This is a genomic window from Ulvibacter sp. 2305UL32-6 (genome assembly GCF_058148545.1).
Genome location: NZ_JBYVKA010000007.1, coordinates 15,272 through 40,569 on the forward strand (window position 1 = coordinate 15,272; position 25,298 = coordinate 40,569).

27 protein-coding genes and 2 tRNA genes are annotated in these 25,298 nt (G+C 38.7%); 10 read left to right on the forward strand and 19 right to left on the reverse strand.

Features of this window, described 5'->3' with window-relative positions:
- Nucleotides 1–11: 11 nt before the first annotated feature.
- The 7 genes from clpP to ACY2RU_RS16640 form a co-directional block, all read right to left on the reverse strand.
- The gene (gene clpP / locus ACY2RU_RS16610) at nucleotides 12–692 is read right to left on the reverse strand and encodes an ATP-dependent Clp endopeptidase proteolytic subunit ClpP (protein WP_490139606.1); all 681 of its coding nucleotides are present in this window, start codon (nucleotides 690–692) and stop codon (nucleotides 12–14) included.
- An 84-nt stretch (nucleotides 693–776) separates the two neighbouring features.
- Entirely contained in the window at nucleotides 777–2,099 is a 1,323-nt protein-coding gene (gene tig, locus ACY2RU_RS16615; RefSeq protein WP_490139607.1) for a trigger factor, read from the reverse strand.
- A 107-nt stretch (nucleotides 2,100–2,206) separates the two neighbouring features.
- On the reverse strand, nucleotides 2,207–2,551 hold the full coding sequence (locus ACY2RU_RS16620; protein WP_490139608.1) for a phage holin family protein: 345 nt from the start codon (nucleotides 2,549–2,551) through the stop codon (nucleotides 2,207–2,209).
- Nucleotides 2,552–2,633: 82 nt separating this feature from the next.
- Entirely contained in the window at nucleotides 2,634–4,145 is a 1,512-nt protein-coding gene (locus tag ACY2RU_RS16625; RefSeq protein WP_490139609.1) for an SGNH/GDSL hydrolase family protein, read from the reverse strand.
- Between the two features lie 18 nt (nucleotides 4,146–4,163).
- Nucleotides 4,164–5,414 carry an OmpP1/FadL family transporter gene (locus ACY2RU_RS16630; RefSeq protein ID WP_490139610.1) on the reverse strand — a complete coding sequence of 417 codons (1,251 nt, stop codon included), beginning with the start codon at nucleotides 5,412–5,414 and terminating at the stop codon, nucleotides 4,164–4,166.
- 122 nt (nucleotides 5,415–5,536) lie between these two features.
- Nucleotides 5,537–6,298, reverse strand: coding sequence for an alpha/beta fold hydrolase (locus ACY2RU_RS16635; RefSeq protein ID WP_490139611.1), 762 nt, complete (start codon nucleotides 6,296–6,298; stop codon nucleotides 5,537–5,539).
- Nucleotide 6,299: 1 nt separating this feature from the next.
- Nucleotides 6,300–7,013: a pyridoxine 5'-phosphate synthase gene (locus tag ACY2RU_RS16640; protein WP_490139612.1), complete on the reverse strand. Its 714-nt coding sequence runs from the start codon at nucleotides 7,011–7,013 to the stop codon at nucleotides 6,300–6,302.
- Between the two features lie 84 nt (nucleotides 7,014–7,097).
- On the opposite strand from ACY2RU_RS16640, the gene ACY2RU_RS16645 reads away from it, so the two are divergent.
- The 8 genes from ACY2RU_RS16645 (at nucleotide 7,098) to murI (ending at nucleotide 15,188) form a co-directional block, all read left to right on the forward strand.
- Nucleotides 7,098–7,754, forward strand: a complete 657-nt coding sequence (locus tag ACY2RU_RS16645) for a CBS domain-containing protein (protein ID WP_490139613.1) — start codon at nucleotides 7,098–7,100, stop codon at nucleotides 7,752–7,754.
- Nucleotides 7,755–7,758: 4 nt separating this feature from the next.
- Entirely contained in the window at nucleotides 7,759–8,643 is an 885-nt protein-coding gene (locus ACY2RU_RS16650; protein ID WP_490139614.1) for an NAD kinase, read from the forward strand.
- 99 nt (nucleotides 8,644–8,742) lie between these two features.
- Nucleotides 8,743–9,435 (forward strand): type IX secretion system protein PorG, encoded by a 693-nt coding sequence (porG, locus tag ACY2RU_RS16655; RefSeq protein WP_490139615.1) that lies wholly within the window; start codon nucleotides 8,743–8,745, stop codon nucleotides 9,433–9,435.
- 90 nt (nucleotides 9,436–9,525) lie between these two features.
- Nucleotides 9,526–10,269: an undecaprenyl pyrophosphate synthase gene (gene uppS, locus ACY2RU_RS16660; protein WP_490139616.1), complete on the forward strand. Its 744-nt coding sequence runs from the start codon at nucleotides 9,526–9,528 to the stop codon at nucleotides 10,267–10,269.
- Nucleotides 10,270–10,318: 49 nt separating this feature from the next.
- Nucleotides 10,319–12,856 carry an outer membrane protein assembly factor BamA gene (gene bamA / locus ACY2RU_RS16665; RefSeq protein WP_490139617.1) on the forward strand — a complete coding sequence of 846 codons (2,538 nt, stop codon included), beginning with the start codon at nucleotides 10,319–10,321 and terminating at the stop codon, nucleotides 12,854–12,856.
- Between the two features lie 35 nt (nucleotides 12,857–12,891).
- Entirely contained in the window at nucleotides 12,892–13,746 is an 855-nt protein-coding gene (locus ACY2RU_RS16670) for an OmpH/Skp family outer membrane protein (RefSeq protein ID WP_490139618.1), read from the forward strand.
- A gap of 42 nt (nucleotides 13,747–13,788) precedes the next feature.
- Entirely contained in the window at nucleotides 13,789–14,298 is a 510-nt protein-coding gene (locus ACY2RU_RS16675) for an OmpH/Skp family outer membrane protein (protein WP_490139619.1), read from the forward strand.
- Between the two features lie 98 nt (nucleotides 14,299–14,396).
- Entirely contained in the window at nucleotides 14,397–15,188 is a 792-nt protein-coding gene (gene murI / locus ACY2RU_RS16680; protein WP_490139620.1) for a glutamate racemase, read from the forward strand.
- Here the strand turns inward: murI and ACY2RU_RS16685 are convergent.
- Nucleotides 15,171–15,713, reverse strand: a complete 543-nt coding sequence (locus ACY2RU_RS16685; RefSeq protein WP_490139621.1) for an RNA methyltransferase — start codon at nucleotides 15,711–15,713, stop codon at nucleotides 15,171–15,173. The genes murI and ACY2RU_RS16685 overlap by 18 nt on opposite strands.
- Before the next feature lie 235 nt (nucleotides 15,714–15,948).
- Between ACY2RU_RS16685 and mutS the strand changes: the two genes are divergently transcribed.
- Complete coding sequence (mutS, locus tag ACY2RU_RS16690) at nucleotides 15,949–18,540, forward strand: DNA mismatch repair protein MutS (RefSeq protein WP_490139622.1); 2,592 nt, start codon at nucleotides 15,949–15,951, stop codon at nucleotides 18,538–18,540.
- An 818-nt stretch (nucleotides 18,541–19,358) separates the two neighbouring features.
- Here mutS and ACY2RU_RS16695 read toward each other — a convergent pair.
- The 8 genes from ACY2RU_RS16695 to ACY2RU_RS16730 all read right to left on the reverse strand — a co-directional run bounded on the left by ACY2RU_RS16695 (nucleotide 19,359) and on the right by ACY2RU_RS16730 (nucleotide 23,476).
- A tRNA-Leu gene (locus ACY2RU_RS16695) sits at nucleotides 19,359–19,442 on the reverse strand.
- Between the two features lie 37 nt (nucleotides 19,443–19,479).
- A tRNA-Gly gene (locus ACY2RU_RS16700) sits at nucleotides 19,480–19,552 on the reverse strand.
- Between the two features lie 124 nt (nucleotides 19,553–19,676).
- Nucleotides 19,677–20,123, reverse strand: coding sequence for a hypothetical protein (locus tag ACY2RU_RS16705; RefSeq protein ID WP_490139623.1), 447 nt, complete (start codon nucleotides 20,121–20,123; stop codon nucleotides 19,677–19,679).
- 22 nt (nucleotides 20,124–20,145) lie between these two features.
- Nucleotides 20,146–20,274 carry a hypothetical protein gene (locus tag ACY2RU_RS16710; protein ID WP_490139624.1) on the reverse strand — a complete coding sequence of 43 codons (129 nt, stop codon included), beginning with the start codon at nucleotides 20,272–20,274 and terminating at the stop codon, nucleotides 20,146–20,148.
- A 97-nt stretch (nucleotides 20,275–20,371) separates the two neighbouring features.
- Nucleotides 20,372–20,806 carry a hypothetical protein gene (locus ACY2RU_RS16715; RefSeq protein WP_490139625.1) on the reverse strand — a complete coding sequence of 145 codons (435 nt, stop codon included), beginning with the start codon at nucleotides 20,804–20,806 and terminating at the stop codon, nucleotides 20,372–20,374.
- Between the two features lie 281 nt (nucleotides 20,807–21,087).
- Nucleotides 21,088–21,375, reverse strand: a complete 288-nt coding sequence (locus ACY2RU_RS16720; protein WP_490139626.1) for a hypothetical protein — start codon at nucleotides 21,373–21,375, stop codon at nucleotides 21,088–21,090.
- Nucleotides 21,376–21,422: 47 nt separating this feature from the next.
- Nucleotides 21,423–22,193, reverse strand: a complete 771-nt coding sequence (locus tag ACY2RU_RS16725) for a TIGR03915 family putative DNA repair protein (protein WP_490139627.1) — start codon at nucleotides 22,191–22,193, stop codon at nucleotides 21,423–21,425.
- Nucleotides 22,190–23,476, reverse strand: a complete 1,287-nt coding sequence (locus ACY2RU_RS16730) for a putative DNA modification/repair radical SAM protein (protein ID WP_490139628.1) — start codon at nucleotides 23,474–23,476, stop codon at nucleotides 22,190–22,192. Before ACY2RU_RS16730 ends, ACY2RU_RS16725 begins: the two co-directional genes overlap by 4 nt.
- A gap of 102 nt (nucleotides 23,477–23,578) precedes the next feature.
- Between ACY2RU_RS16730 and ACY2RU_RS16735 the strand changes: the two genes are divergently transcribed.
- A complete protein-coding gene (locus ACY2RU_RS16735) occupies nucleotides 23,579–24,349 on the forward strand; it encodes an XRE family transcriptional regulator (RefSeq protein ID WP_490139629.1) in 771 nt (256 codons plus the stop codon).
- Between the two features lie 53 nt (nucleotides 24,350–24,402).
- Here the strand turns inward: ACY2RU_RS16735 and ACY2RU_RS16740 are convergent, their stop codons facing one another.
- Genes ACY2RU_RS16740 through ACY2RU_RS16750 form a run of 3 tightly spaced genes read right to left on the reverse strand, consistent with a single transcriptional unit; the run spans nucleotide 24,403 to nucleotide 25,184 of the window.
- Nucleotides 24,403–24,651: a DUF4097 family beta strand repeat-containing protein gene (locus tag ACY2RU_RS16740; RefSeq protein WP_490139630.1), complete on the reverse strand. Its 249-nt coding sequence runs from the start codon at nucleotides 24,649–24,651 to the stop codon at nucleotides 24,403–24,405.
- Nucleotides 24,652–24,683: 32 nt separating this feature from the next.
- Nucleotides 24,684–24,938 (reverse strand): hypothetical protein, encoded by a 255-nt coding sequence (locus ACY2RU_RS16745; RefSeq protein WP_490139631.1) that lies wholly within the window; start codon nucleotides 24,936–24,938, stop codon nucleotides 24,684–24,686.
- Between the two features lie 27 nt (nucleotides 24,939–24,965).
- A complete protein-coding gene (locus ACY2RU_RS16750; protein ID WP_490139632.1) occupies nucleotides 24,966–25,184 on the reverse strand; it encodes a hypothetical protein in 219 nt (72 codons plus the stop codon).
- Nucleotides 25,185–25,298: the final 114 nt, after the last annotated feature.

A 25,298-nucleotide genomic window follows, 5' to 3' on the forward strand; every position in this document is an offset into this window, starting at 1 on the left:
TTTTTTGGGGATTATTTGTCGCCTCGGGTCAAAATTTCATCAATCATTCCGTATTCCAAAGCTTTTTCAGCTTTCATCCAGTAATCACGATCACTGTCTTCATATACTTTCTCATAGGTCTGACCGCTGTGTTGAGCGATAATTTTATATAGCTCTTCTTTTAAAGTGATGATCTCCCGTGCCGTGATCTCAATATCACTCGCTTGACCTTGTGCGCCACCCATAGGTTGGTGAATCATAACTCGAGAATGGGTTAAGCCACTTCGCTTGCCTTTTTCACCGGCGCAAAGCAGTACTGCAGCCATAGAAGCTGCCATCCCTGTACAAATGGTTGCTACATCTGGGGTGATAAACTGCATGGTGTCGTAAATACCTAATCCAGCATATACGCTTCCTCCTGGAGAATTGATGTAGATCTGAATATCTCGATTTGAATCAACGCTGGCTAAAAATAGCAATTGCGCTTGTACAATATTGGCTACTTGATCATTAATGCCAGTACCCAGAAAAATAATACGATCCATCATGAGTCTTGAAAAAACATCCATAGATACGGCGTTCATCTGGCGTTCTTCAATAATATTTGGGGTAAGACTCACAGGATACATGCTGCTCATGATCTTGTCATAATACGTGCTGCTTATTCCTTGGTCTTTTGTGGCAAAATCTTTAAATTCTTTCTGAAAATTCATAAATAAAAATCGTGTTGTATTAAAAAAATTAGGGCGTTAAAATATCTATTCCAACGCCCTAAAGATACCTATTTTTTTACGGAATTACTCGTAAGCCTCTTTGATGAATTTTTCGTAGGTAACTTCTTTAGTTTTAAGTTTTACGTTTTCTTTAAAGAAGTCGAGCATTTTATTGGTGTTCAATTGCTCACTCATACGTTTTACTTCTTCTTCGTTAGATAAAATTCGTGCTGCGATGGTATCTAACTCTTCATCACTTGGGTTGGTTTGACCAAACTGTGCCATTTGCGCACGAATCATGCCTTTGCTATAGTCCTTTAGTTCGTCAAAAGTAACTTGTAGTTTATGCTCTGCACGCAATTTCCCTTCGATCAATTGATAACGAAGACCTTTTTCACTGCGTTCGTATTCGGTCTTGGCTGCTTCTTCGGTGATTGGTTCTTCCGAAGAAACCTGGATCCATCGTGTTAAAAATTCACTAGGAAGATCAAACTTTGTATTTTCAATTAGTGACTCTACAATATCATTCAATAATTTCTGATCACTTTGCTGCGCAAATTGACCTTCGGCATCTTCCTTGATCTTTTCTTTGAGTTCTGCTTCGGAAGTAACTACGTCTTTTCCGAAGAGCTTATCGAACAACTCTTGGTCAAGCTCTGCCATTTCACGCGTATTCACTTCTTCAATTTTAAAAGCCACTTCGATATCTAAACCGTGCGCATCGTCATGAGCCACATCGAGGTGTTTTTGATTGTCGTGATCATCGTTAAAAAGTCCTTTGGTCTTTAATGTCACAACATCGCCAACTTTAGCTCCTATAAGAGCGGCAAGTTGTTTTTTACCTTTGATGTCTTCAGTAGAGATAGTGGTTTGTTTATTAATTCCTTTTTCTTCTGAAGTAAACGTTCCTGTGATCTCGTCTCCTTTTTCTACGGTGTCTTTGGCGATCAATTTCCCGTATTGCTTACGAATTGTTTTCACCTGATTATTTAGCATTTCTTCATCAGCAACAATTTTGTAGCTAGTGATTGCTTTTTTAGGCTTCAGGTCCACTTCAAATTCTGGAGCCATACCTAGATCAAATTCGAAGGTAAAATCGTCTGTATTCCAGTCGATCGCGCTTTCATTCTTCGGTATTGGGTTCCCAAGTACGTCTAATTTTTCTTCGGTTAAGAATTTGTGAAGATTCTCTTGAAGTAATTTGTTTACTTCTTCCAATAAGACTGCTTTTCCGTATTGTTTCTGGACCATTCCCATGGGAACATGTCCTTTTCTAAAACCTGGAATATTGGCAGTTTTACGATAGTCGTTTAAGATGGATGCTACTTTATCTGCGTAATCATCTTTTGAAATTTCTACGGTTACTACCGCATTCAATGCATCTATGTCTTTTTTGGTAATATTCATGTCGTCTGTACTGAAAATAGTCGCTTTCCGTTCTTCGGAAAGGCGGGTGCAAAAGTACTACTTTTTATGTAAGACAACAAGTATTTAACGAACGGGATTTTAACGTTTTAGTTGTCCTTTTTCAGAAGTGAAAAGAGAATAGATTGCAATAGGGAAAGTAGCAAACTAAAAATAAGCGCCCACCAAATGTTAGTTACCGCAAAACCACCGATAAAATAATCTGCTAGCAGAATGATTATAGCATTCACGATTAATAAAAATAAACCGAGCGTAACGATAGTTACTGGTAGCGTAAGTATAACTAGAATAGGTTTTACAATGAGCCTCAATAAGCCTAAAACAATAGCAACAATGATGGCAGAACCATAACCATCTACTGCTACACCAGGAAGTATTTTTGCTAAAATGACTACGGCTACGGCAGTGAGTAATACTTTAAGAATTGTATTCATAAGCTTTTAGTTTCCTTAAAGATAAAAAAAATCCGCTCCCAAACTATGGGAGCGGATTTTAATTTTTAGAAATACGCTACGCTTAGTTATTCGCTAAGGTAATTGTAGGATAATTTCCTATTTCAACCATAGGGATTGTTGCTCCGTAGGTTCTGTTGAGTTCTTTTATGATGAGGTTTGCAGTAAATGCATAGCCTCGAGCTGTTGGATGTACTCCATCTAAAGAAAAAGCACCACCAGTTACAAATGTAGACGTTAAGACGCCGCCATTGTAGCTAACACCGTTAGCTGCAACATCTGCCAAGGCAGAACGCGCATCAACAAAAGCAAGTCCGTTAGCACTCGCTAAACCACTAATTGTTGCATTATATGCTGAAGCCGCCGCACTTACACGACCTTGCTCAACTGCAGTAAGAATAAATTGATCTTCTAATGGAATAGAAACACCAATTATACCTAAAGGATTTGATGGGTCTGGTTGTGTCCCTAATACAGAGGCAGCAGTTAAAACAACCAAATCACTTTCATTTGCCTGACGCAATTGACCTAATAAATTAGCCAACGCTGGAGGTAAATTTGCAGGCGGACCTTGTAAAACTAAACTTACATCTGTAAGATCATCGTCTGTCATAATTGGAAAGTTTACACCAGCTGAAAAGTTAATTTTTCTAGCCTCAGCTTCTTCCGGTGTAATAACTCCAAAGGTCACTAAGGTAGGTAAGATCACATCATTGTACTGAGCAAACTGTGCATTTACCGCACCAGCTGTTGCTGCGTCTAATGGAATAGATTTAGCAGGAACCGTTGTAAAGTAAGGAATAGAAGTTACATCTGGAATATTTACCAATACACCGCCTGAAGCTCCAGCGCTAAGCGCAGTTACTTGAGCGCTATATGCTGCAGCGAATACATTTGGATCAGTAATATCGTTTGGTCCATAAGTTGACGGATCGAAATTACCTGTTTGGTCAACACCATCACCTCCGTTGGTCGCATATCCTAGGATATCGTTGTTACCAATCCAAAGACTGAAAAAGGTTGGATTTAGGGAAGCTGCATCTTCAATAACTGAAGCACTCTGACTAGTTTGGAAACGTCCGTACCATGGGTTTAAGGAACCGTATCCGTTAGCATTTAAGTGAAAAACTTTAGCTCCTGGAACTCCCATGTTGTTAAAAGGACCAGCAGCACTGTTTTCAACAGATGTTGTTGGAGTTCCTTCTAAACGAACTGGGCTAGGGTTACTTCCATCAGCATCTGCAGAAAGCACAAATCTGTTAGGAAAAACTTGTTGTCCGCCCGCAAGAAGACCACCTATATTATCATTCATCAAAGGCTGTGTAAACTCACCGCCTCCTGCCAAAGCAAATTGCTGTGCCATGATGTTAGGATAACTATTTTCTTGTCCAGTGATATATAGGGCTCCATCAGCATATCCTGCAGTTAAAGAGTTACCAACGGCTACGTAATTAGTTAGGTTGGCATCACCACTAGTATAAAATCCATTTTCATCTACTGGATTTTCAAATTCTGGGTCGCAACTTACCAAGCCAATGGCGATAAGTCCCGCGAATATTTTAATTGTATTTTTCATCGTGTTGATTTTTTTCAATTACATTTTGTACGTAACACCTAGACCAGGCACAAACGCATTTGATTTGTATTTTCCGCTAAAAGGAGCGCTCTGGCCACTTTCAATGTAGTAATCGTAGGAAGCATCGATTTCTTTAAAGTGTATATAAAGGAAAGAAGCATCGATCTGGAAGCTGTCACTCACATTAAATGTAAGTCCGGCAGTGTATCCATTGCTGTCATTACGCGGAGTTTCTGGTGCAAAGTAACCCGATTGAACAGGAGACTCATCAAAGTAGTATCCAGCGCGTAGCGTGAACATTTTTGTTGCGTCATACTGAAGACCAAAACGATAAATAGACGCATTTTTATAATTACGTGCGTTTTTTGAATCTGGAATGCTTTCATCTGCAAAATCGATATCTAAGGAATCATAAACATCCCAAAAAGCTCGGTTGTAGTCAAAAGCGAATAACCATTTTTCACAAAACTGATATGAAATACCAACGGTCATTTCGGCTGGTAACGGCAAGGTAGCGTCAAATTCAGTTGAGTCTGGGAATGGTGTTAGTGGAGAATCTGGAATGTTTTCAAAGGTAGCGTCACCGCCTTCAGCATTCATTTTTATCTCCGATCGATAATTAGCACCAATGGTAATGTTTTCGGTAGGTTTAAACATAGTTCCTACAGTAAAACCCCAGGCGTTAATTCCTGTTGCGTCAATGGTCACTTCTGAGCGATTTCCGTCAAGGTCACTTAAGCTTCTTGAAAGGTTACGATTAAAGTTCACAGAACCAGTTACGTAAATAGGGCCACCACCAAAACTTAGGTGCTCATTTACTTTAATGGCAACAGTTGGTTGGATATAGATAGCTGCTAAATCGATATTGTTCACTAAGTGTGAACCAGCCCAATCATCTTCATATTCTACCGAACTTCCGTAAGGTGTATAGGCCGCTAAACCAAAGGCTAGCCAATCTGTTGCTTGATAAGACGCATATACATAAAAGGGTGTTCCTACTGGACTGTCGGTTCTTGCCGAGACGCCAGTGCTTTCATTTTGATATGCTACGTTAGAGAATACGCCAAAGGCTCCCCCAGAAATACTGAGTTTATTCTCTAGGTAAACTATACCTGCTGGATTGAAAAACAACGATTCACTGTTAACAACAGCGACACCGGTGTGTCCCATTGCCAAAGATTTGTTACCCTGTAAACTAACACGGTATCCTCCGGCGTACATTACTGCTGTGGCTAATGTAAACACAGCAAGAAGCAATACTTTCTTCATAATAGTTTGTTAAGTTAATTTTAAATTTCTGTAAAAGTAAGAATAATTCGGTTGCATCTACGTGGTTCCACGTAGTTCCCTGTTTGTTTGTTATGCACGCATAACAAACCGCTTCTGCAATACTATAAAAAATCCTTAACATAATGGTAAAATTCGAGTGGATTTTCGGCATGAAGCCAATGTCCGGCCTTAGAAACTGTTTTTAAAGTTGCCTTCGGAAACTGTTTTTTAATGGAAATCTCATCCATATCTTCAATATAGCCAGATTTAGAGCCTCGTAAAAATAAGGTAGGTCCGTCATATTTTGCATCCAATGGAAGTGCCTTTCCTACTTCGCCAATCTTTTCAGTAAGGACAGGCAAATTCATACGTAAACCTAGCTTTCCTTTTTGTTTCCAGAAGAGGTTTTTTAGTAAAAACAAACGCGTGCCTGTATCTGGAATATAAACTGCGAGGGCTTCATCGGCTTCATCACGGGAGTGTATCTTGTCGAAATCTAAAGTGCCTAAAGCTTTTAGTATATCCTGATGATGCTGCGGATATGCTTTAGGCGCAATATCTGCTACTATGAGTTTAGACACTAACTGAGGATAGCGTGTTGCAAGTTCCATGGCGGTTTTCCCGCCCATAGAATGCCCTAGAAGTATGATTTTATCGAGTCTGTGATGTACGCAATAGGCTTGGATGTCGTTGGCCAAGGTTGTGTAATCAAACTGTGTGCTGTGAAAACTACGACCGTGATTACGTTGATCTATAAGGTGTACTTGGTAGCCTATTTCTGAGAATTTTCTACCCAGCGTTTTCCAGTTGTCGCTCATGCCCAAAAATCCGTGGAGGATAACAAAGGGTTGTCCTTCGCCTATTATTTGAGAGTGTAAGATCATATTATGCGAGTTTACTACGATATTGTTTGATTACGTTTTCCAGACCTTGATAAATGGCTTCGCAGATCAGGGCGTGACCAATGGAAACTTCAAGGAGCTGCGGAATATTTTCTTTAAAAAACTGAATGTTTTCAAGTGAAAGATCATGACCAGCATTTACGCCTAATCCTAGTTCATTGGCAAGTACAGCACATTCGGTATAAGGTTTTATGGCTTTTTTGTTGCCTAGGCCATATTGATGTGCAAATGTTTCGGTGTAAAGCTCTATACGGTCAGTTCCTACTTCCGAAGCCCCTTCGATCATACGTAATTCTGGATCAACAAAAATGGAGGTTCTTATCTCATTTCGTCTACATTCGCTAATAATTTCAGAAAGAAAAGTCCGGTTTTTAATAGTATCCCAGCCAGCATTGGAAGTGATAGCGTCTACCGAATCGGGAACCAAGGTGACCTGTGTGGGTTTAATGGCTAAAACCATCTTCATAAACGAATCGATAGGGTTCCCTTCAATGTTGTATTCGGTGGTGACTATTTCCTTTAGATCATAAGCGTCTTGATACCTAATATGGCGCTCATCGGGTCTGGGGTGAATAGTAATTCCTTGTCCGCCAAATGCCTCCACATCTCGGGCTACCTGCAACAGATCAGGAACATTTCCGCCTCGGGCATTTCGCAAGGTTGCAATTTTATTGATATTAACACTTAGTTTAGTCATAACGATTGGAATAAAGCACAAAAATACAAAGCTTCGTCGCGGTTTTGATTCATTATTTAAGTATTTTGCATAAAAATTGTACCTGTGGATACCCAAAACTACATTATCAATGATATTAAGCCTTTTGATATTTCTTCGGGAATAAAAGAGGTGCAACGCGCTTTCAATATGCTTACTTATTCGCACATTCCTGTAATGAAAGAAGGAGCTTATGAAGGTTGTGTTTCTGAAACCGATGCCCATTGTTTTGAGAGTGATAAGTTGCTCTCAGATTTTCAGTATGCTATAGAACCTTTTTTTGTGCGTGCTACCACCAATTGGTTGGATATTCTTGAGGCATTTGCGCTACACAGCAGTAATATTATGCCAGTTTTGGATGACAAAAATCATTATTTAGGGTATTATGAGCTCAGTGATATTATGAGTTTGTTTAATCATACTCCTTTTTTGAATGAAGCTGGAGGTATCATCGTAGTTGAGAAAGGCGTTCGCGATTATTCTTTTAGTGAGATATGCCAGATCGTTGAATCGAATGACGCTAAGATATTGGGTGTATTTATATCTCACATAGACGCTAACATTATGCAAGCCACGGTGAAAATAGGGCATACAGGAATGAATGCCATTGTGCAGACCTTTCGACGTTACGACTATCATGTGGTGTCAAATCATGATGAAGATAAATTTTTGGACGATCTTAAAAAACGCTCCGAGTACCTAGATAGATACCTAAACATTTAAGAAGATGAAAATTGGTATTTACGGTCAGTTTTATCATGAGGATTCTGAAAAATATATTCAGCTTATTCTCGACGCACTGCAAGCAAAGGATGCTGAGATCATTGTTGAGGCAAACTTTTTAAAGATTCTTCAAAAAAATCATACAGGGGCTGCCCAATATGCGCACTTAGAGACTTTTACTAAACTTGATCATAGTTATGATCTGTTTTTTAGTATTGGTGGTGACGGAACCATTTTAAAGTCGGTTACCTTTGTTCGCGATCTCGATATTCCTATTGTAGGGATCAATACAGGTCGCTTGGGATTTTTGGCAACTATTCAGAAAGAAGATATTACTCAAAGTATTAATGCTATCTTAAACGGGTCCTTTCGCATTTCAGAAAGAAGTTTGCTTACTATAGAGACTTCTCCAGATAACAATGAAGTGAAAACGCTCAATTTTGCCTTAAATGAAGTAGCTGTCAATAGAAAAAACACTACTTCAATGATCAAGGTTGAAACCATGGTCAATGATAAATATCTAACTTCTTATTGGAGTGATGGTCTTATTGTTGCAACACCTACTGGCTCTACGGGATATTCTTTGAGTTGTGGGGGTCCTGTAATTGACCCGAGTACCAATAGTATTGTTATTACGCCTATTGCGCCGCATAATTTAAATGCGCGACCATTGGTCATACCTGATAATAGTGAGATCTCCTTAAAGGTGAGCGGACGAGAGACTTCTTTTCTAGTTTCATTAGATTCTCGAATTGCAACTCTAGACAATGGTACCACACTACACATTAAAAAGGCGAGCTTTACTATAAAGATGGTTCAACTGGAAGATGATAGCTTTATAAAGACCCTACGAGAGAAACTTTTGTGGGGAGAAGACAAACGCAACTAGGCAATAAAATACCATAAACTTTGTTAATCAACTTAGACAAATGAGCTTACCTCATGGTGAAGCCAAGTTAATTGTTATATTTGCAAACTTTTAAGGTATATGAAGTATTTCGCATCGCTGTTTATCATAATGTCATCTGTTTATATGGCCTCAGCGCAGACCTATGAATTAGGTATGTTTGTTGGTGGATCTAACTATATAGGAGATGTAGGTAAAACTAACTATATTGCACCTAATGAACTCGCATTGGGAGGTGTTTTTAAATGGAATCGAAGTTCAAGACACGCTTTTCGTTTTAGTGCAATGTTTGCTTCTATAAGTGGGGATGACAATGATTCTAGTGAAGCACGACGCCAAGAGCGAGGTTATTCGTTTGAAAATACGATCACCGAAGTTTCATTAGGGATAGAATACACCTTTTTTGATTATAATGTTTATAGCGGAAGACCCGTTTCAACACCGTATCTTTATACAGGTTTAACTTATTTTGGTTACAATGCCCTGTTTAAAAGATCGAGTAATATTATTGACGAATACGATTCAGCTGGATCTGTAGCCATACCAATGGTGCTTGGGTATAAAGCCAATCTTGGTGGGAAGATAGTACTTGCCTTTGAGATAGGTGCACGCTATACATTTACCGATGATCTGGACGGAAGTTTTCCGGTAGGAGGACTAGAAAATGAAGAAAGTTTGCGTTTTGGAAATCGCAATAATGATGATTGGTACGTGTTTTCCGGCGTAACAGTTAGTTTTACCTTCGGAAGAAAACCGTGTTATTGTAATTTTTAGAAAAAAGCCTCGTCTTTGTGACGTTGCAAAAAGATAAACACGGCTTTAAGAGATGCAGGAATAGTAAAGAAAGCAATTAAGAAGTATGCAATGACATTACAATCGCAGATAGATGTAGACAAACTCCCGCAACACCTAGCTATTATTATGGATGGCAACGGGCGTTGGGCCAAGCAAAAAGGTCTGTTTCGATCTATGGGTCATGAAAATGGCACCAAAGCGGTTCGTGAAATTGTTGAGGCATGCGCCGAAATTAATATTCCATATCTCACCTTGTATGCGTTTTCTACTGAAAATTGGAATCGTCCAAGAATGGAGGTAGAATTATTGATGAAATTGTTAGTTTCCTCTTTAAAAAAGGAGATCGATACGCTTCAAAAAAATAATATCAAGTTAAATGCGATTGGCAATTTAGATGCCTTGCCAAAAAGAGCGCATAAAGAATTACTAGATGTTATTGAAGTGACAAAGACCAATACTAGGATGACGCTCACGCTCGCCCTAAGTTATGGTTCTCGGGAAGAAATTGTAAAAACTATTAAAGAGATTAGTCTTAAAGTTAAAAATAACCTAATTTCGCCCGAATTTATCGATGAAGACGTTATTAATAATCATCTTTACACGCGAAATTTACCAGACGTAGATTTGCTGATACGCACCAGTGGTGAACAGCGTATTAGCAATTTTTTGCTTTGGCAAATAGCGTACGCTGAACTGTATTTTACAGAAACACTTTGGCCAGATTATACTAAAAACCATCTTTTTGAAGCAATATTAAATTATCAAAATAGAGAAAGAAGATTTGGAAAGACTAGTGAACAACTCAAAAAATAATTCAACATTGCCTACTTATAAAAAGCTGTATTGTGCGATAATTTTCACAATGCTTTCCGTTTTTACAATATCTGCCCAGCAAAAGGACTTGGACGGAGGTAAAAAGTATACCATTAATAAAATTGAAGTCACCGGGGCTCAAAGTTTTAATGAGCAAACCGTGATTGCCTTTACAGGTCTTAAAAAAGGAGACCGCATCTATATTCCAGGGGAAAAGCTTAGTGCCGTTACTAAAAAGTTGTGGGAGCAAAAGCTTTTTAGTGATATCGCTTTTTATGTGACCAATATTGAGGGTGACGAAGTTGATTTAGAATTATACATTGTAGAACTTCCAAAGTTAAACAAGGTAACCATTGAGGGAATCCGGAAAGGAAAGACCAAAGAAATTATCAAGGATAATGGTCTTAAGCCTGGTACAAAAATTACCAAAAACCTAATTACTACTACCAAGAACGCTATCACTACTAAGTATAGAGATCTTGGTTTTTTAAATACGAATGTAATTTTTTCTACAACACCTGTTGTCGATACTACCGGACAAGAGGTAAGCAGAGATATGAAGATCCTTATCGATAAAGGGGTGCGAGTTAAAGTTTCGGATATCGATTTTGAAGGAAATAGCGAACTTACTGATGCTAAGCTTCGTAAGACAATGAAAAAGACCAAGCGAAAATTTCCCTTGCGTATTTTTAAACGATCTAAATATACCGAAAGCGGATTTCAAGAGGATAAGACGTCTATTATAACCAAATACAAGACAAATGGGTTTAGAGATGCGCGTATAATAAGTGATACGCTTATCGTTAAGGATAAAAAGAACATTGCACTTGCAATGACCATTGAAGAAGGTAGAAAATACTATTTTGGTGATATTCGTTTCATTGGAAATAGTGTCTTTACAGACCAACAGCTCCGCCGAATTATAGGCATTAAAAAAGGAGACACCTATAATGGTGTCTTGCTGCAAGAACGAATTGAAGATGCTGGAGACCCAGAAGCGATTGATATTACAAACCTATACCAAAATAGCGGTTACCTATTCTCAAGAATTAACCCTGTTGAGGTAGCAGTAAGACAAGATACAATCGATTTTGAAATTCGTATCATCGAAGGAAAAGAAGCCTATTTTGACCATGTTACTGTAGTAGGTAACACCAAGACAAATGATCACGTGATCTATCGTGAGCTGCGTACGCGACCAGGACAGAAATACAGTAAGCGTGACGTGGTTCGTACCATACGTGAACTAGGACAATTGGGCTATTTTGATCCTGAACAATTATCACCAAACTTTAAAAATGTAGATCCAAATAACGGTACTTTAGACATGGAGTATTCTGTAGTTGAAAAAGGATCTAGCCAGATTGAATTGCAAGGAGGTTATGGTGGCGGAGGATTCGTAGGGACACTTGGTTTGTCTTTCAACAACTTCTCATTGCAAAATATATTTAATAAAGATGCTTATAAGCCGTTACCTATGGGTGATGGACAAAAGCTATCGTTACGAGCGCAAGCAAGTAGTTTTTATCAAACCTACAGTCTGTCGTTAGTTGAACCATGGCTCGGTGGTAAAAAGCCTGTTCAGTTGAGTACATCTTTCTCGCATACCGTACAGTACTTTTACGATTTTCAACAGAGGGAAGCCGATCGTGACAGACGATTCTTAATTACTGGTGGATCTGTTGGAATTGCAAAAAAATTACAATGGCCAGATGATTACTTTGTACTCTCACAGGCGGTTAGTTTTCAGCATTATAACTTAAAGAATTATAATACTCCTTTATTTACGTTTGGAGATGGATATTCGAACAACTTGGCGTATACCTTCGGAATAAGCCGAAACAACACGGCTACCAACCCAATCTATCCCATGTCTGGTTCAGATTTTAGTTTAACCGCTAAAATGACGCTACCATATTCGGCATTTGGCGAAAAAGATAAATATAAAGACCTCAGTGATGAGCGTAATGATATTATTGGCGCTTTAGCCATTAACGATGATTCTGATTTTGTTACTGCTGCGAATGAACGTATTGGACAAATTGACCAAGAGCGCTTTGATTGGTTAGAATATTACAAGATCAAATTCAAAGGAACCTGGTATACACGTCTAGTTGACAAATTAGTGTTGCGTACGAATACAGAATTTGGGTACTTAGGTGCTTATAATAATGATAGAGGTATCCCGCCATTTGAGCGTTTCTTTGTTGGAGGGAGTGGCTTAGGATCTTTTAGTCTTGACGGAAGAGAAGTAGTTCAATTACGTGGTTATGCAGATCAGTCACTTTCTGGGACAGATGGAAATACCATTTTCAATAAATTTTCGTTAGAATTAAGATATCCCGTAACTTTGAAACAATTAGCATCTATTTATGTGCTTGGTTTTGTTGAAGGTGGTGGGGCATATGATGGTTTTAGTGACTATAATCCGTTTGATTTGAAACGATCTGCTGGCGTAGGATTACGTATATTTATGCCTGCCTTTGGGTTGTTAGGAATTGATTTCGGGTATGGTTTCGATCCAGTATTGGGTGGTACACAGCCAAATGGACTGGAAACTCATTTCATTATTGGACAACAATTTTAACTTTGGCACGATATTTTCTAATCAACAACTAATCTATGATGAATACTAAGAAATTAATTGCAGTTGCACTTGTTTTGTTAGGCTTTGGCTTGACGGCAAATGCTCAAAGGGGCGTTCGCATCGGTTACATAGACATGGAGTATATCCTTGAAAATGTACCAGAATATAAGGAAGCAACTATTCAGTTAGAAGGAAAAGTGCAACGTTGGAAAACAGATATTTCAAAAGATCAGAAAGAGATCGATCTTATGAAATTAAATTTAAGTAACGAACGTGTATTACTCACTAAAGAGCTTATTGAAGAACGCGAAGAGGAGATCAAGATCAAAGAAGATGAAATGATCAAATATCAACAAGATCGTTTTGGTCCAAATGGTGATCTTATTATTCAAAGACGCCAATTGGTTCAGCCTATTCAAGATCAGGTTTTTAATATTGTACAGGAAATTGCAGTTAATAAAAAATACGATTTTATTTTTGACAAATCTGCCGATGTAGTGATGTTGTTTGCTGCGGAAAGAAATGATATTAGCGAAACCGTATTGAGAAGCATAAATAGAGCCGCTAAAAGAAAAGAAGTAACAACAAAACGTGAAAAGCAAGCTGTTGAAACAAGAGATGCTCTAAGTGTCGAAGAAGAAGGAGCTGTAAGCGAAAGAGAAGAAGCTGTTGAAGCTAAAAAGAATGAGCGTGAGCAAATGATGGCCGATCGTCAAAAAGTACGTGACTCCATTCGAGCAGCTAAAAAGAAAGAATTTGATGAGCGTAGAGAACGTTTATTGAGAGAGCGACAAGAGAGAAAAGATTCTATTATGAACGCCAGAAATGGCGGTCAAAATACACCGCCAGAAAATGGCGGGGACGATGGTGACGGCGGACAAAACATTTAAAAAAAGACAAATAACATAACACTTAAATTAAACACAATTACAATGAGAAATTTTAAATCATTATTCGTAGCCCTAGTGCTATTTGTTGGAGCAACCAGCTTTATGAACGCACAATCTAAGGTTGCGCATATTGAAACTGGAGCCTTAGTAGAAGCTATGCCAGAAATGAAAGCAGCTCAGAGCCAGTTAGAGAAGCTTAAAAAGACCTATGACACAGAGATCAAGGCAATGGGAAGAGAGCTTGAAACAAAAATGAAGCAGTACGATGCCGAAGCAAGCACAAAAACCGATGAGGTGAATCGCTCGCGTATGGAAGAGGTACAGGGAATGCAAAATAATATTGGTGCATACCGAAATCAAGCTTTACAAGACCTTCAGCAAAAAGAAGTTGATATCTTAAAGCCTATCCTTGAAAAGGCGCGTCAGGCTATTCAAACTGTTGCAAGAGCGCAAGGGTTTCAGTATGTCTTAGATTCTTCAACCGGAGGTGGTGTTTTATTAGCCGACGGAAAAGATCTTTTACCAGACGTAAAGAAGCAATTGGGAATCTAATACGACCCGTTCAATAGAATAAAAACGACCTGCATTTGTAGGTCGTTTTTTTATGCGGCAATTTCAAGAAACCGAAAGTTTGAGTTACTTTTACAATGATGATGGCAAACCAACCAATAGGCTTTTTTGATTCTGGCGTAGGAGGCTCTTCTATATGGAAGGAAGTGCATTACTTACTGCCTAATGAGCATACCATTTATCTTGCTGATAGTGCAAATGCACCCTACGGAAATAGAACTTCCGAAGAAATTATTGCACTAAGCTTTAAAAATACCGAAAAGCTTATCGAAATGGGCTGTAAGATCATTGTAGTAGCTTGTAATACTGCTACAACCAATGCAATTGACTTACTTCGGAAGAAGTATAGCATTCCTTTTATTGGTATTGAACCCGCAATAAAACCAGCTGCTTTAAAAACCAACTCTAAGGCTATTGGTATTCTAGCAACTAAAGGAACATTGGGAAGTGAATTGTTTCATAAAACAGCCGCTGCATTAACAAAGGAAATTCAGTTGGTAGAGATTATTGGCGAAGGACTGGTACCTTTGATCGAAGCAGGAAAACTTGATAGCCCCGAATTATTGAGGTTGTTAAAGCGTTATATTGGTCCTATGCTTGAGGCAAAGGTTGATTATCTCGTTCTGGGATGTAGCCATTACCCCTATATTATTCCACAACTGCGCCAGTTGTTGCCAGATTATGTAAAAATCATTGATTCAGGCACGGCAGTAGCCAAACAAACCAAATGGATCTTAGAAGAAAGAGATTTACTTCGGAAAGAAATCACTGTGCCAAAACTTCAGTTTTTCAGCAACACCAACACAGAAACTTTAGCTCGTTTATTAAATGACGTTGAAGATCCCATGGAGATCTTAAGGCTTGATTTCTAATTTGCTAAAAAAATCCCAAACAACAATCCCAGTACTTACACTGATGTTTAAGGAGTGTTTTGTGCCGTACTGCGGAATTTCGAGCACTACATCACTGGCTGAAACAACAGACTGTTGCACGCCTTTTACTTCGTTGCCGAAAATAATAGCATATTTCTTATTGGGCTCGGGTTTAAACGCATCTAACATAACAGCATCTGCAGCTTGTTCGATAGCAATGATTGTAACGTCATCATTTTTTAATGCTAATAATAGTTCGAGTGTGTCTTCCGTGTATTCCCATGAAACACTCTCTGTGGCTCCCAAAGCTGTTTTCTGAATGTCTTTGTGCGGTGGTTGGGCTGTAATGCCGCAGAGATAGATCTTTTCCACAAGAAAAGCATCAGCCGTCCTAAAAACCGAACCAATATTATTCAAACTCCGAATATTGTCTAAAATAATGATAAGTGGGGTTTTAGCGGCTGCTTTAAAACCATCAATATCTTTTCGGTCAAGTTCACTATTTTTGATCTTTCGGTGCTTCATAGTGCAAAGGTACTAGCTTTTTGCGAAGATATTTTTTGTGAGCTTTGTTTTTCTTTTCTTCGGAAGGAGCATGCGCTCATTATAGAAAATTGTTGATAAAAGGCAACAACTTAGGGAAGCTGCGATGGCTTAAAAAGAGGCATTTTCTGTATTTTTACTAGTCACAAATATATTGAAACTTAAAAAGAAATCCGTTGTACCGGATCTTACTATGGCAAAAAAAGTGACCCCTTTAATGAAGCAATATAACAGCATCAAGGCAAAGTATCCGGATGCATTGTTGTTATTCCGGGTGGGTGATTTTTACGAAACCTTTAGTGAAGATGCAGTTCGTGCTTCCAAGATCTTAAATATCACGCTTACGGCGCGGAATAATGGGGGAGAGCAGACAGAGCTTGCGGGATTTCCGCATCATTCCTTGAATACCTATTTACCGAAATTGGTCATGGCGGGATGTCGTGTGGCTATTTGTGATCAATTGGAAGATCCAAAGTTAACCAAGACCATCGTAAAACGAGGGGTGACCGAGTTGGTGACACCAGGTGTGGCTCTCAATGATGATATTTTGCAATCAAATTCCAACAATTTTTTGGCGGCAGTTCATTTTCATCATAAAGGTATTGGAGTATCCTTTCTCGATGTTTCAACTGGTGAATTCTTGACTGCGGAAGGTTCTGCGGAATATATTGATAAATTATTACAGAATTTCAACCCTTCCGAAGTACTTTTTAGCAAACAAAAACGCAAGGTTTTTACGGAGACGTTTGGAGATAATTATCACGTCTTTCACCTTGAAGATTGGGTGTTCCAAACAGATTATGCGCAAGAGACCCTTCAGAAACACTTCGGAACTAAAAATTTAAAAGGATTTGGTGTTGATCATCTTGAAGCCGGTGTGATTGCTAGTAGTGCGGCCCTGCATTATTTAGGGGAAACCCAACATCACAAGCTTCAACATATCACAAAAATTTCAAGGATCGCCGAAGATGCCTATGTTTGGATGGACCGATTTACCATCCGGAATTTAGAGCTTTATCATTCACAGCAACAAAATGCGGTAACTCTGCTCGATGTGATCGATAAAACGATATCGCCTATGGGCGGACGTCTTTTAAAACGATGGATGGCATTACCGCTTAAAGATGTGTCGGCCATTACCCAAAGACATGAAGTGGTGAGTCATTTATTGGATCATCCAAAAGTTTTAGACACGGTGCAACAGCATATTAAACGTATTGGCGATCTGGAACGGCTCATTTCCAAAGTGGCTACGGCAAAGATCCATCCACGGGAGGTGATACAATTAAAAAATTCGTTGGCTGCTATTATTCCGGTCAAAGCACAAGCATTAGCATCTGGTAATGCTTCTTTAAAACGTATTGGTGAACAACTCAATAATTGCGAAAGTCTCCGGGAAAAGATCCAAGAAACCTTAAATGAAGAAGCGCCAGTCAATATTATAAAAGGAAATGCTATTGCCTCAGGTTTTAATGAAGACTTAGATGAGTTACGAGCCATTTCAACAGGAGGCAAACAATATCTTGAAGCGATGCTTAAGCGGGAAACCGAACGTACCGGGATCAGCTCGTTAAAGATCGCGTCAAACAATGTATTTGGTTATTATATTGAAGTCCGAAACACCCACAAAGACAAGGTCCCAGAAGAATGGATCAGAAAGCAAACACTCGTTAATGCAGAGCGTTATATTACAGAAGAGTTAAAAGAATACGAAGCCAAGATCCTGGGTGCCGAAGAAAAGATTTCAGCCTTAGAACACGAGATTTACAATAAGCTGGTTTCTTGGATGCTTCCGTTTATTGGTGTGGTACAGCATAATGCTGCGCTGATCGCCGAATTGGATTGTCTTTGCTCTTTTGCGAGTCATGCCAAAGCCGCCAATTATACGAGACCCCTCTTTGATGAAACCACCGATCTGGACATAAAAGAAGGTCGGCATCCGGTGATCGAAGCTCAGTTACCGCCCGATTATCCTTTTATAGCCAACGATGTATTTTTAGATCGTGATAACCAGCAACTGATCATGATCACAGGGCCCAATATGAGTGGTAAAAGTGCTATTTTAAGGCAAACGGCCTTAATTGTTTTATTGGCGCAAATGGGAAGCTTTGTGCCTGCTAAAGCAGTTCGGATGGGTGTTGTAGACAAAATATTTACACGGGTTGGTGCGAGCGACAATATTTCCATGGGTGAATCTACGTTTATGGTTGAAATGAACGAGACCGCAAGTATTTTAAATAATATTTCAGAGCGTTCATTAGTGCTTCTCGATGAAATTGGACGAGGTACTAGTACATACGATGGTATTTCAATTGCTTGGGCAATCAGCGAGTATTTACATGAACATCCAAGCCGCGCAAAGACCCTCTTTGCGACGCATTACCACGAGATCAATGAAATGACTGAAACTTTTCCGCGAATTAAAAATTACAACGTTTCGGTTAAAGAGCTTAAGGATGATGTTCTGTTTCTGCGAAAATTGGTTCCGGGTGGTTCACATCACAGTTTTGGAATTCACGTCGCAAAAATGGCCGGAATGCCACAAGCGGTTTTAAATCGCGCGAATAAAATTTTAAAACGACTTGAAAAAAGTCATTCTTCTGAAGAGCTTTCCGAAGAAATGAAAGCGATTTCTAAAGATGAAATGCAATTGAGTTTTTTTAAGTTAGACGATCCTCTGCTCGAAGAATTGCGCGACGAGATCCTAGATATCGATATTGACACATTAACGCCTGTAGAGGCTCTTATGAAGCTTAATGAGATCAAGCGGATGCTACAACGGAAAGCATCAATTAAATTTAAGAAGTAGTTTTTGGGCGTTGCCCGCTATGCAGCGTGCCGGGTCTTCCGTTTCAATCTGCTTTGCAGGATTTCCACTGCAACCCCTAACGCATGCAGTGAGCGTTGCGAAGTGAACGGTGAAAATGGAATGCTCAATCATTAATTCAATCATTGATTCACTCATTAATCATCACACTCGCGAGTCCTATATCAACATGTTGAGAGAAAAAGCCTTCGCTGCTCTGCAGCTTGCTTTTTTATGAGATTACACATTAACGGGAATTGCTCGTTTGCACTCGCGAGTCCTATATCAACATGTTGAGAGAAAAAGCCTTCGCTGCTCTGCAGCTTGCTTTTTTATGAGATTACACATTGACGGGAATTGCTCGTTTGCACTCGCGAGTCCTATATCAACATGTTGAGAGAAAAAGCCTATGCTGCTCTGCAGCTTACTTTTTTATGAGATTACACATTAACGGGAATTGCTCGTTTGCACTCGCGAGTCCTATATCAACATGTTGAGAGAAAAAGCTTTCGCTGCGCTGCAGCTTGCTTTTTTATGAGATTACACATTGACGGGAATTGCTCGTTTGCACTCGCGAGTCCTATATCAACATGTTGAGAGAAAAAGCCTATGCTGCTCTGCAGCTTGCTTTTTTATGAGATTACACATTGACGGGAATTGCTCGTTTGCACTCGCGAGTCCTATATCAACATGTTGAGAGAAAAAGCCTTTGCTGCTCTGCAGCTTGCTTTTTTGTTTTCCTCCAACCTCCCGAAACTAAAGTTTCGCGGTTTCCGGAAAACAAAAAAGCCGCATCTTACGATACGGCTTTTTCTCATTTGTACTGAAGACGGGACTTGAACCCGTACGTCCTAATGGACATTGGATTTTAAGTCCAACGTGTCTACCAATTCCACCACTTCAGCATCACTTCGACTAAAACTATAGTCGGGTAGATCAATGAGCGAAAAACGGGATTCGAACCCGCGACCTCCACCTTGGCAAGGTGGCGCTCTACCAGCTGAGCTATTTTCGCGATTTTAATGAACGTACTTCGTTTTCGAAGCGGTTGGCAAATTTATAACATTTGTAAAAACCGCAAAGAACTTTTTGCGATAAATTTTCAGAAAAACGAAAAATAATTAGGGGTGAGGCAAATACTACAAATCGTCGCTCCAAATTTGCTTGATTTCTTCGTCAACTTCTTTTTTAAGATCGACTTCATTTTTGCCTCTTCTTCCGATACGTAACGAGATATAGATAAGGAAAAATAGGATAGGAAGTATGACGGGCAAAGAATACCAAAAATCGTATTCATCAATATACTGGATCTTGTAGTTGATAACGCCAGAGAGTTGAAATAAAAACATGGTAAAAGGCACTAGAATAGCGTATTTCCACCAATTACTGGAGGTAAGGAACCATATACCGGTAAGGATCACAAAAGTCATTTTTGTGAAAAGAGAATGTAAATAGTAAGAGACATTTTGAAAGCTTCCCGCAGTAATCTTTCCAAATATAGTATCCCACTCGCTTCCTTCAGTTGGAGCGATGCGGTATATGTAAAATAGAAAGGGTGTTGTTACCAAAACAATAGATATCAACACCCCTATAAGATATTTCTTTTTTCTATCCGTTTGGTGGCGGTACGTAGTCTTTTTTGTCAATTTGGACTTCATCATTTGTAAGGGCTTCAGGTGTACAACTTGCAGTCATTACCAAACCCACTAAGGCGAAAATAAACATAAATTTTTTCATGAGGATAAGTTTTTGTGTTAATTATGGGGCTAAATTACACTGAACTTTCATAAAAACACATAGTGCATTTCATCTTTATTAATGGTACTTTTGTCGGTTATTTCGTTGATTTTGACCTAATAACGTGTATTTTTTCCACCGCTAAATTACCTAGTGGGAAGTAAAAAGCGAAGAATAATGTCATGGTCAAAGCGAAGGTATACGGACCAAATAATTGCACTAAAATATTGTCAGGGAATACGTACGAGGTCTGTAGGGCATAACCCCCAAATTCTAATAATCCCATTGCTAAAAGCCCATAACAATATTGATTAAAAAACGAATAATTTCTAAGCAATAGTGAAACAGGAATCATATAAAGGAGATAACAACTAATTACTTGCCACCAATGGGTGAATTTCGCAATTTCTAGATTAGCTCCTATAGCATTCATAGTAAAACCTACGATACTGTACAGTACTATATAAATAATGAGTCGATCCTTTTCAACACCGAGTAGCTTTTTATAGCCTAACGACACTAATTTTGACATACAGCATCAATTTTGAACCTAAGGTACGTTTTCTTTAGATTAAATAACAGGAAATCATTCAATTAGATGGTAGAAGGTATTGTTTTAAGGTTGAAATACACGTGTAGATCAAAATTAGATCGGAATAGATACTATTCATTCTATAAGGAGGAAGTGTATTTTGACATAATTAAAGCAAAATGTACGGGTTTTAAATGTTTGGAGGGAAGAATTGACAATTTATGGGCATAAAAAAGCCTCATTGACATCGTCAATGAGGCTTCTTGTCAAGAACAAGTTAATTAGTTATCGTCGTTTCCTTCGATTTCATCTTCTACTTTTTCTGCAGCATTTTCGATTGCATCTCCAGTTGCGTCCGCAGCGTTTTCAATTGCATCGCCTGCTTCATTCATAGCATCTCCGGTAGCGTCAACTGCATCTTCAGCAGCATCAGCAGCAGAATCTGCAGCATTTTCAATAGCGTCTCCAGCATTATCAGCTGCTTCTTGAGCTTTGTCTACTGTTTCTCTACATGAAGCAACAGAAAGTACAAGCGCCAAAGCGGCTAAAGTTGTGATTACTTTTTTCATTTGTTTGATGGTTTTAAATTATACGGGATAAAATTAACATAATTTTTTTATCGAGGCGCTTTTTCACTAAGATATTTCCAGTAACGCTTTGGTACGTGGCGCATATGAAGCTTTAAATTCTTTCTGGAAGCGATTGTGGTGCTGTTAAAGTAATTTTGCCATAGGTTTTGATACTGTTCCTCTTCGGGGGTAAAGTACAAGGCTGCCATTTTGGTTGTATTGATATTTTTGTTTAATTCTATAATTACCGTTTCTATGCAAGTGAGATCATAATAGATTCCATAGTTTCTTTTTAGATCGTAGATAAGCCATTTTTGATCGGCATATCTGTCTTTAAAATGCTTAGCATTTAAGGGAAGTACATTAAAGTCGGGTTCAATAGTGGCTAGATAGATCTCATCTTTTGTGAGCCGAAAACGCACAAAAGCATCCATTCTGTGTTTTTCTCTTCGAACCATTTTTACCACTTTAGCCACCTCAAGGATCTTCGGATCACTATAATTTTTAGCCATTTTTCCTTCTGAAGAAATTAAGAGCCGAATATAATAAAGCAATGTATCCTCTATAGTTGGTATTTCGCTTAGAAAAGCTTTGAAGAGATTGCTTTTTATTTCCGAAGAAGCGTAACGGGATAAGCCTTTCCAAACCCGTGTTGCTTTTTTTTCTTCAGACATGATCATTTCTGAAGTATCAAAGAAATTATTCGTTGCTATATCCATCCTCTGAATGCTTACCTCTTTCAAGTGATGTTCATACACGTGAAAAACGCAGCTCAAAAAACCTTCGAAGGTGTTGTCATATACTAATATCGATCTCATGAAACAACGGGAAGCTGTTGGTTTGAAAACAGATTTAATTGGTTTGAATAAGTGCCTCTAAATTTGCTGTTCGATTCCTGCAGAATGAGTCCTTTAATTTGCGCTGCAGAGCGGTCCTTACTTTCAAAATTTCGTGAGTCACAAACTATAAAGTATTTGGCTCTATTTAAAGCGATACCGAAGGCTTTAAGGTGTTCCCAATTTAATTTTCGAAAACGTCTTGCTTGAATTATTTTTGAAACGCTCTTCATGCCAATTCCCGGAATTCGGACCAACATGCGTTTATCTGCTCGATTGATGTCAATAGGAAAATGTTCCAAATTTCGCAATGCCCAGCTTAATTTCGGATCAATATCGGCGTCAAGATTAGGGTTTTCTTTATTGAGTAACTCTCGAATGTCAAAGCCGTAAAAACGAAGCAGCCAATCGGTTTGGTATAATCTATTTTCACGTAAAACGGGTACTTCTGTGCCAATGCCAGGTAAACGTGTGTCATGGCTAATTGGGATATAGCCGGAATAATAGACTCGTTTCAAATTGAATTTTTTGTAAAAATAAGCAGAAGTGTACATGATCTCTGCATCAGTTTCTCCGCTAGCGCCTACGATCATTTGGGTACTTTGGCCCGCTGGCGCATAGATTGGTGTGCTTTTAATAAGTTTTTTTTCGTTTTTATACTGAATGATCTCGTTACGAACTTTCTCCATCGGTTTAATGAAATCGGCTCGGTTCTTTTCTGGCGCTAATAGTTTTAAGCCTTTTTCCGAAGGTATTTCAATATTTACCGAAAGCCTATCGGCGTAGAGACCCGCTTCCCGCATAAGTTCGTCACTTGCTCCGGGAATGGATTTTAAGTGAATATACCCGTTGAAGTTTTCTTCCTCTCGTAGTTTTTTAGCGACCGCAACCAAACGCTCCATGGTGTAATCTGCACTTTTAAAGATTCCGCTACTTAAAAATAGGCCTTCAATATAATTTCGACGATAGAAATTAATGGTGAGGTCAACTACTTCTTGTACCTTAAAAGCAGCTCTTTTGATATCGTTGCTTTTTCGAGTAACGCAGTAGGCGCAATCAAAAATACAGTGATTAGTGAGTAAAATTTTCAGAAGAGAAACACATCGACCATCTTCGGTATAGGTGTGGCAAATGCCCATACCGCTGATATCACCAAGCCCTTTATTCTTATTGGTTCTTTTACTTCCGCTGGAGGAACAGGAGACATCGTATTTTGCCGCGTCTGCAAGGATATTCAGCTTTTCTTTTATACGTTCAAAATTCATAGTTCGATTTGGAATTAGGACAAAAATATGGAATAATTCCTTGATATAGGAAAATTTCCATCTGGAAATTTGGATATATTCCAACTTTTCTTATATTTGGATATGGAAAATACGCTGTCAATAGAAGCACGTCGATTTAAGAAGGTGCGTGAAGAATTACATCACACCCAGCAATCGTTTGCCGAATTACTGGATATTGGGGCCACAACAGCTGATATTGAACGAGGTAAAACTAAGATATCTGGGAAAGTTGTAATGGAGTTGTTACGGCAATTTCAAATTAATCCGCTATGGCTTTTTGGGGAGAGTTATACTAAATTAGTGAATATTGAGGGAGGCGATGTGAGTCCGAAGGTGATCACCCTCGATAGGGAGGAGAATGAGAGTATTGTTTTGGTAAATCAGAAGGCTGCGGCAGGATATCCTCATAATATCCAAGACACCGAATGGTATGAGACGCTTCCGGCTTTTAATATTCCGCTTCCTGAATATCGCAATGCAACATATAGAGGCTTTCAAGTTGAAGGAGATAGCATGTTGCCTAATATTCGTCCAAATGAGTGGGTTTTGGGTAGAGCAGTACCAAGTATTTCAGAAGCAACAGATAGCAAAATATATATAGTTGTTTTACATGATTCGGTACTTGTTAAGAAACTTCAAAAAGTGCCAAATGCACCTGATAAGGTTCGGCTTATTTCGCTAAATCCTGAGTATATTCCAATCGATGTTCAGATTAGGGATGTTCAGGAGTTATGGCTAGTTAATAGTAAGCTCACGTTTGGTATTGATGATCCTGCTGAAAGTAACTTATTACGACAGTTACAACAATCAATGGAAGAGTTAAAAGGGCAGATCAATAATTTAAACACATAAAAAAAACGACCCCTTGGAATAGGAGTCGTTGATTCTACACGAACGGTTATTTATTACTGACCGTCGTTGTCAATCTTGATTTTGGTGTCACCATCATCTTGTTTGATTTTAACCTCTTTCTCGTCGGTTTCCATCTTGATCTTTAGATCGCCATCATCTTCTTTTACTTTTACTTCGGCGCCATCGTCTTTCATCTCTTGGATAAGTTCTTCGGTTTCTGTTTCAGCTTCTTTTTCGGCATCTCTACAAGATGTAAAAGATACAGCGAAAATAGCTAGGGCAATAAATAGTATGTTTTTCATTTTTGTTATTTTAAATTAGTGAGTTAATACAATTAAGCATCATCTTCTCCGCCCATTCCTGTATTCTCTTGAACTTCATTAACACCTTCTTGAATGGTGTTTTCTATTGGATCAGATGCATCGTCATCTATTGCGTCTTCAACATCGTCTGCTGCATCTTCAATAGCGTCGCCTGCATCATCGATCGCGTTTTCAACATCATCTGTTGTGTTTTTTGTATCTCTACACGATACAAATGCGGTGCTCAGGGTAAATATTACTGCTAAGCTTAAAATTAGTTTTTTCATGTCAGGGTTGTTTGTAGGGTTAATAATTTAATCGTCGTTTCCAATTTTGTCGATTTCCTTGTCGATTTCCTCATTTATTTCTTTGTCAACTTCAGTAGCTGCACGTTCTAATATACCAGGTTTATCCTCTGAGGTTTCTACTTCAACTTCCACTTCGCGAACTACCTCTTTGGTTTCTGTTTCTCTACAAGATGTAGCCGAAAGCGAAAATGCGATAAATGCAATAGGAATTAGTAATCGTTTCATATTTAATGGTTTTGGTGTTAAATTATGATACAAGATTACAAGTTTTAACATTGACACTGTAATAAAGTTTTATTAAAGTTTTCCTAGTAACTTCGTAAAAAATAAAACGATACG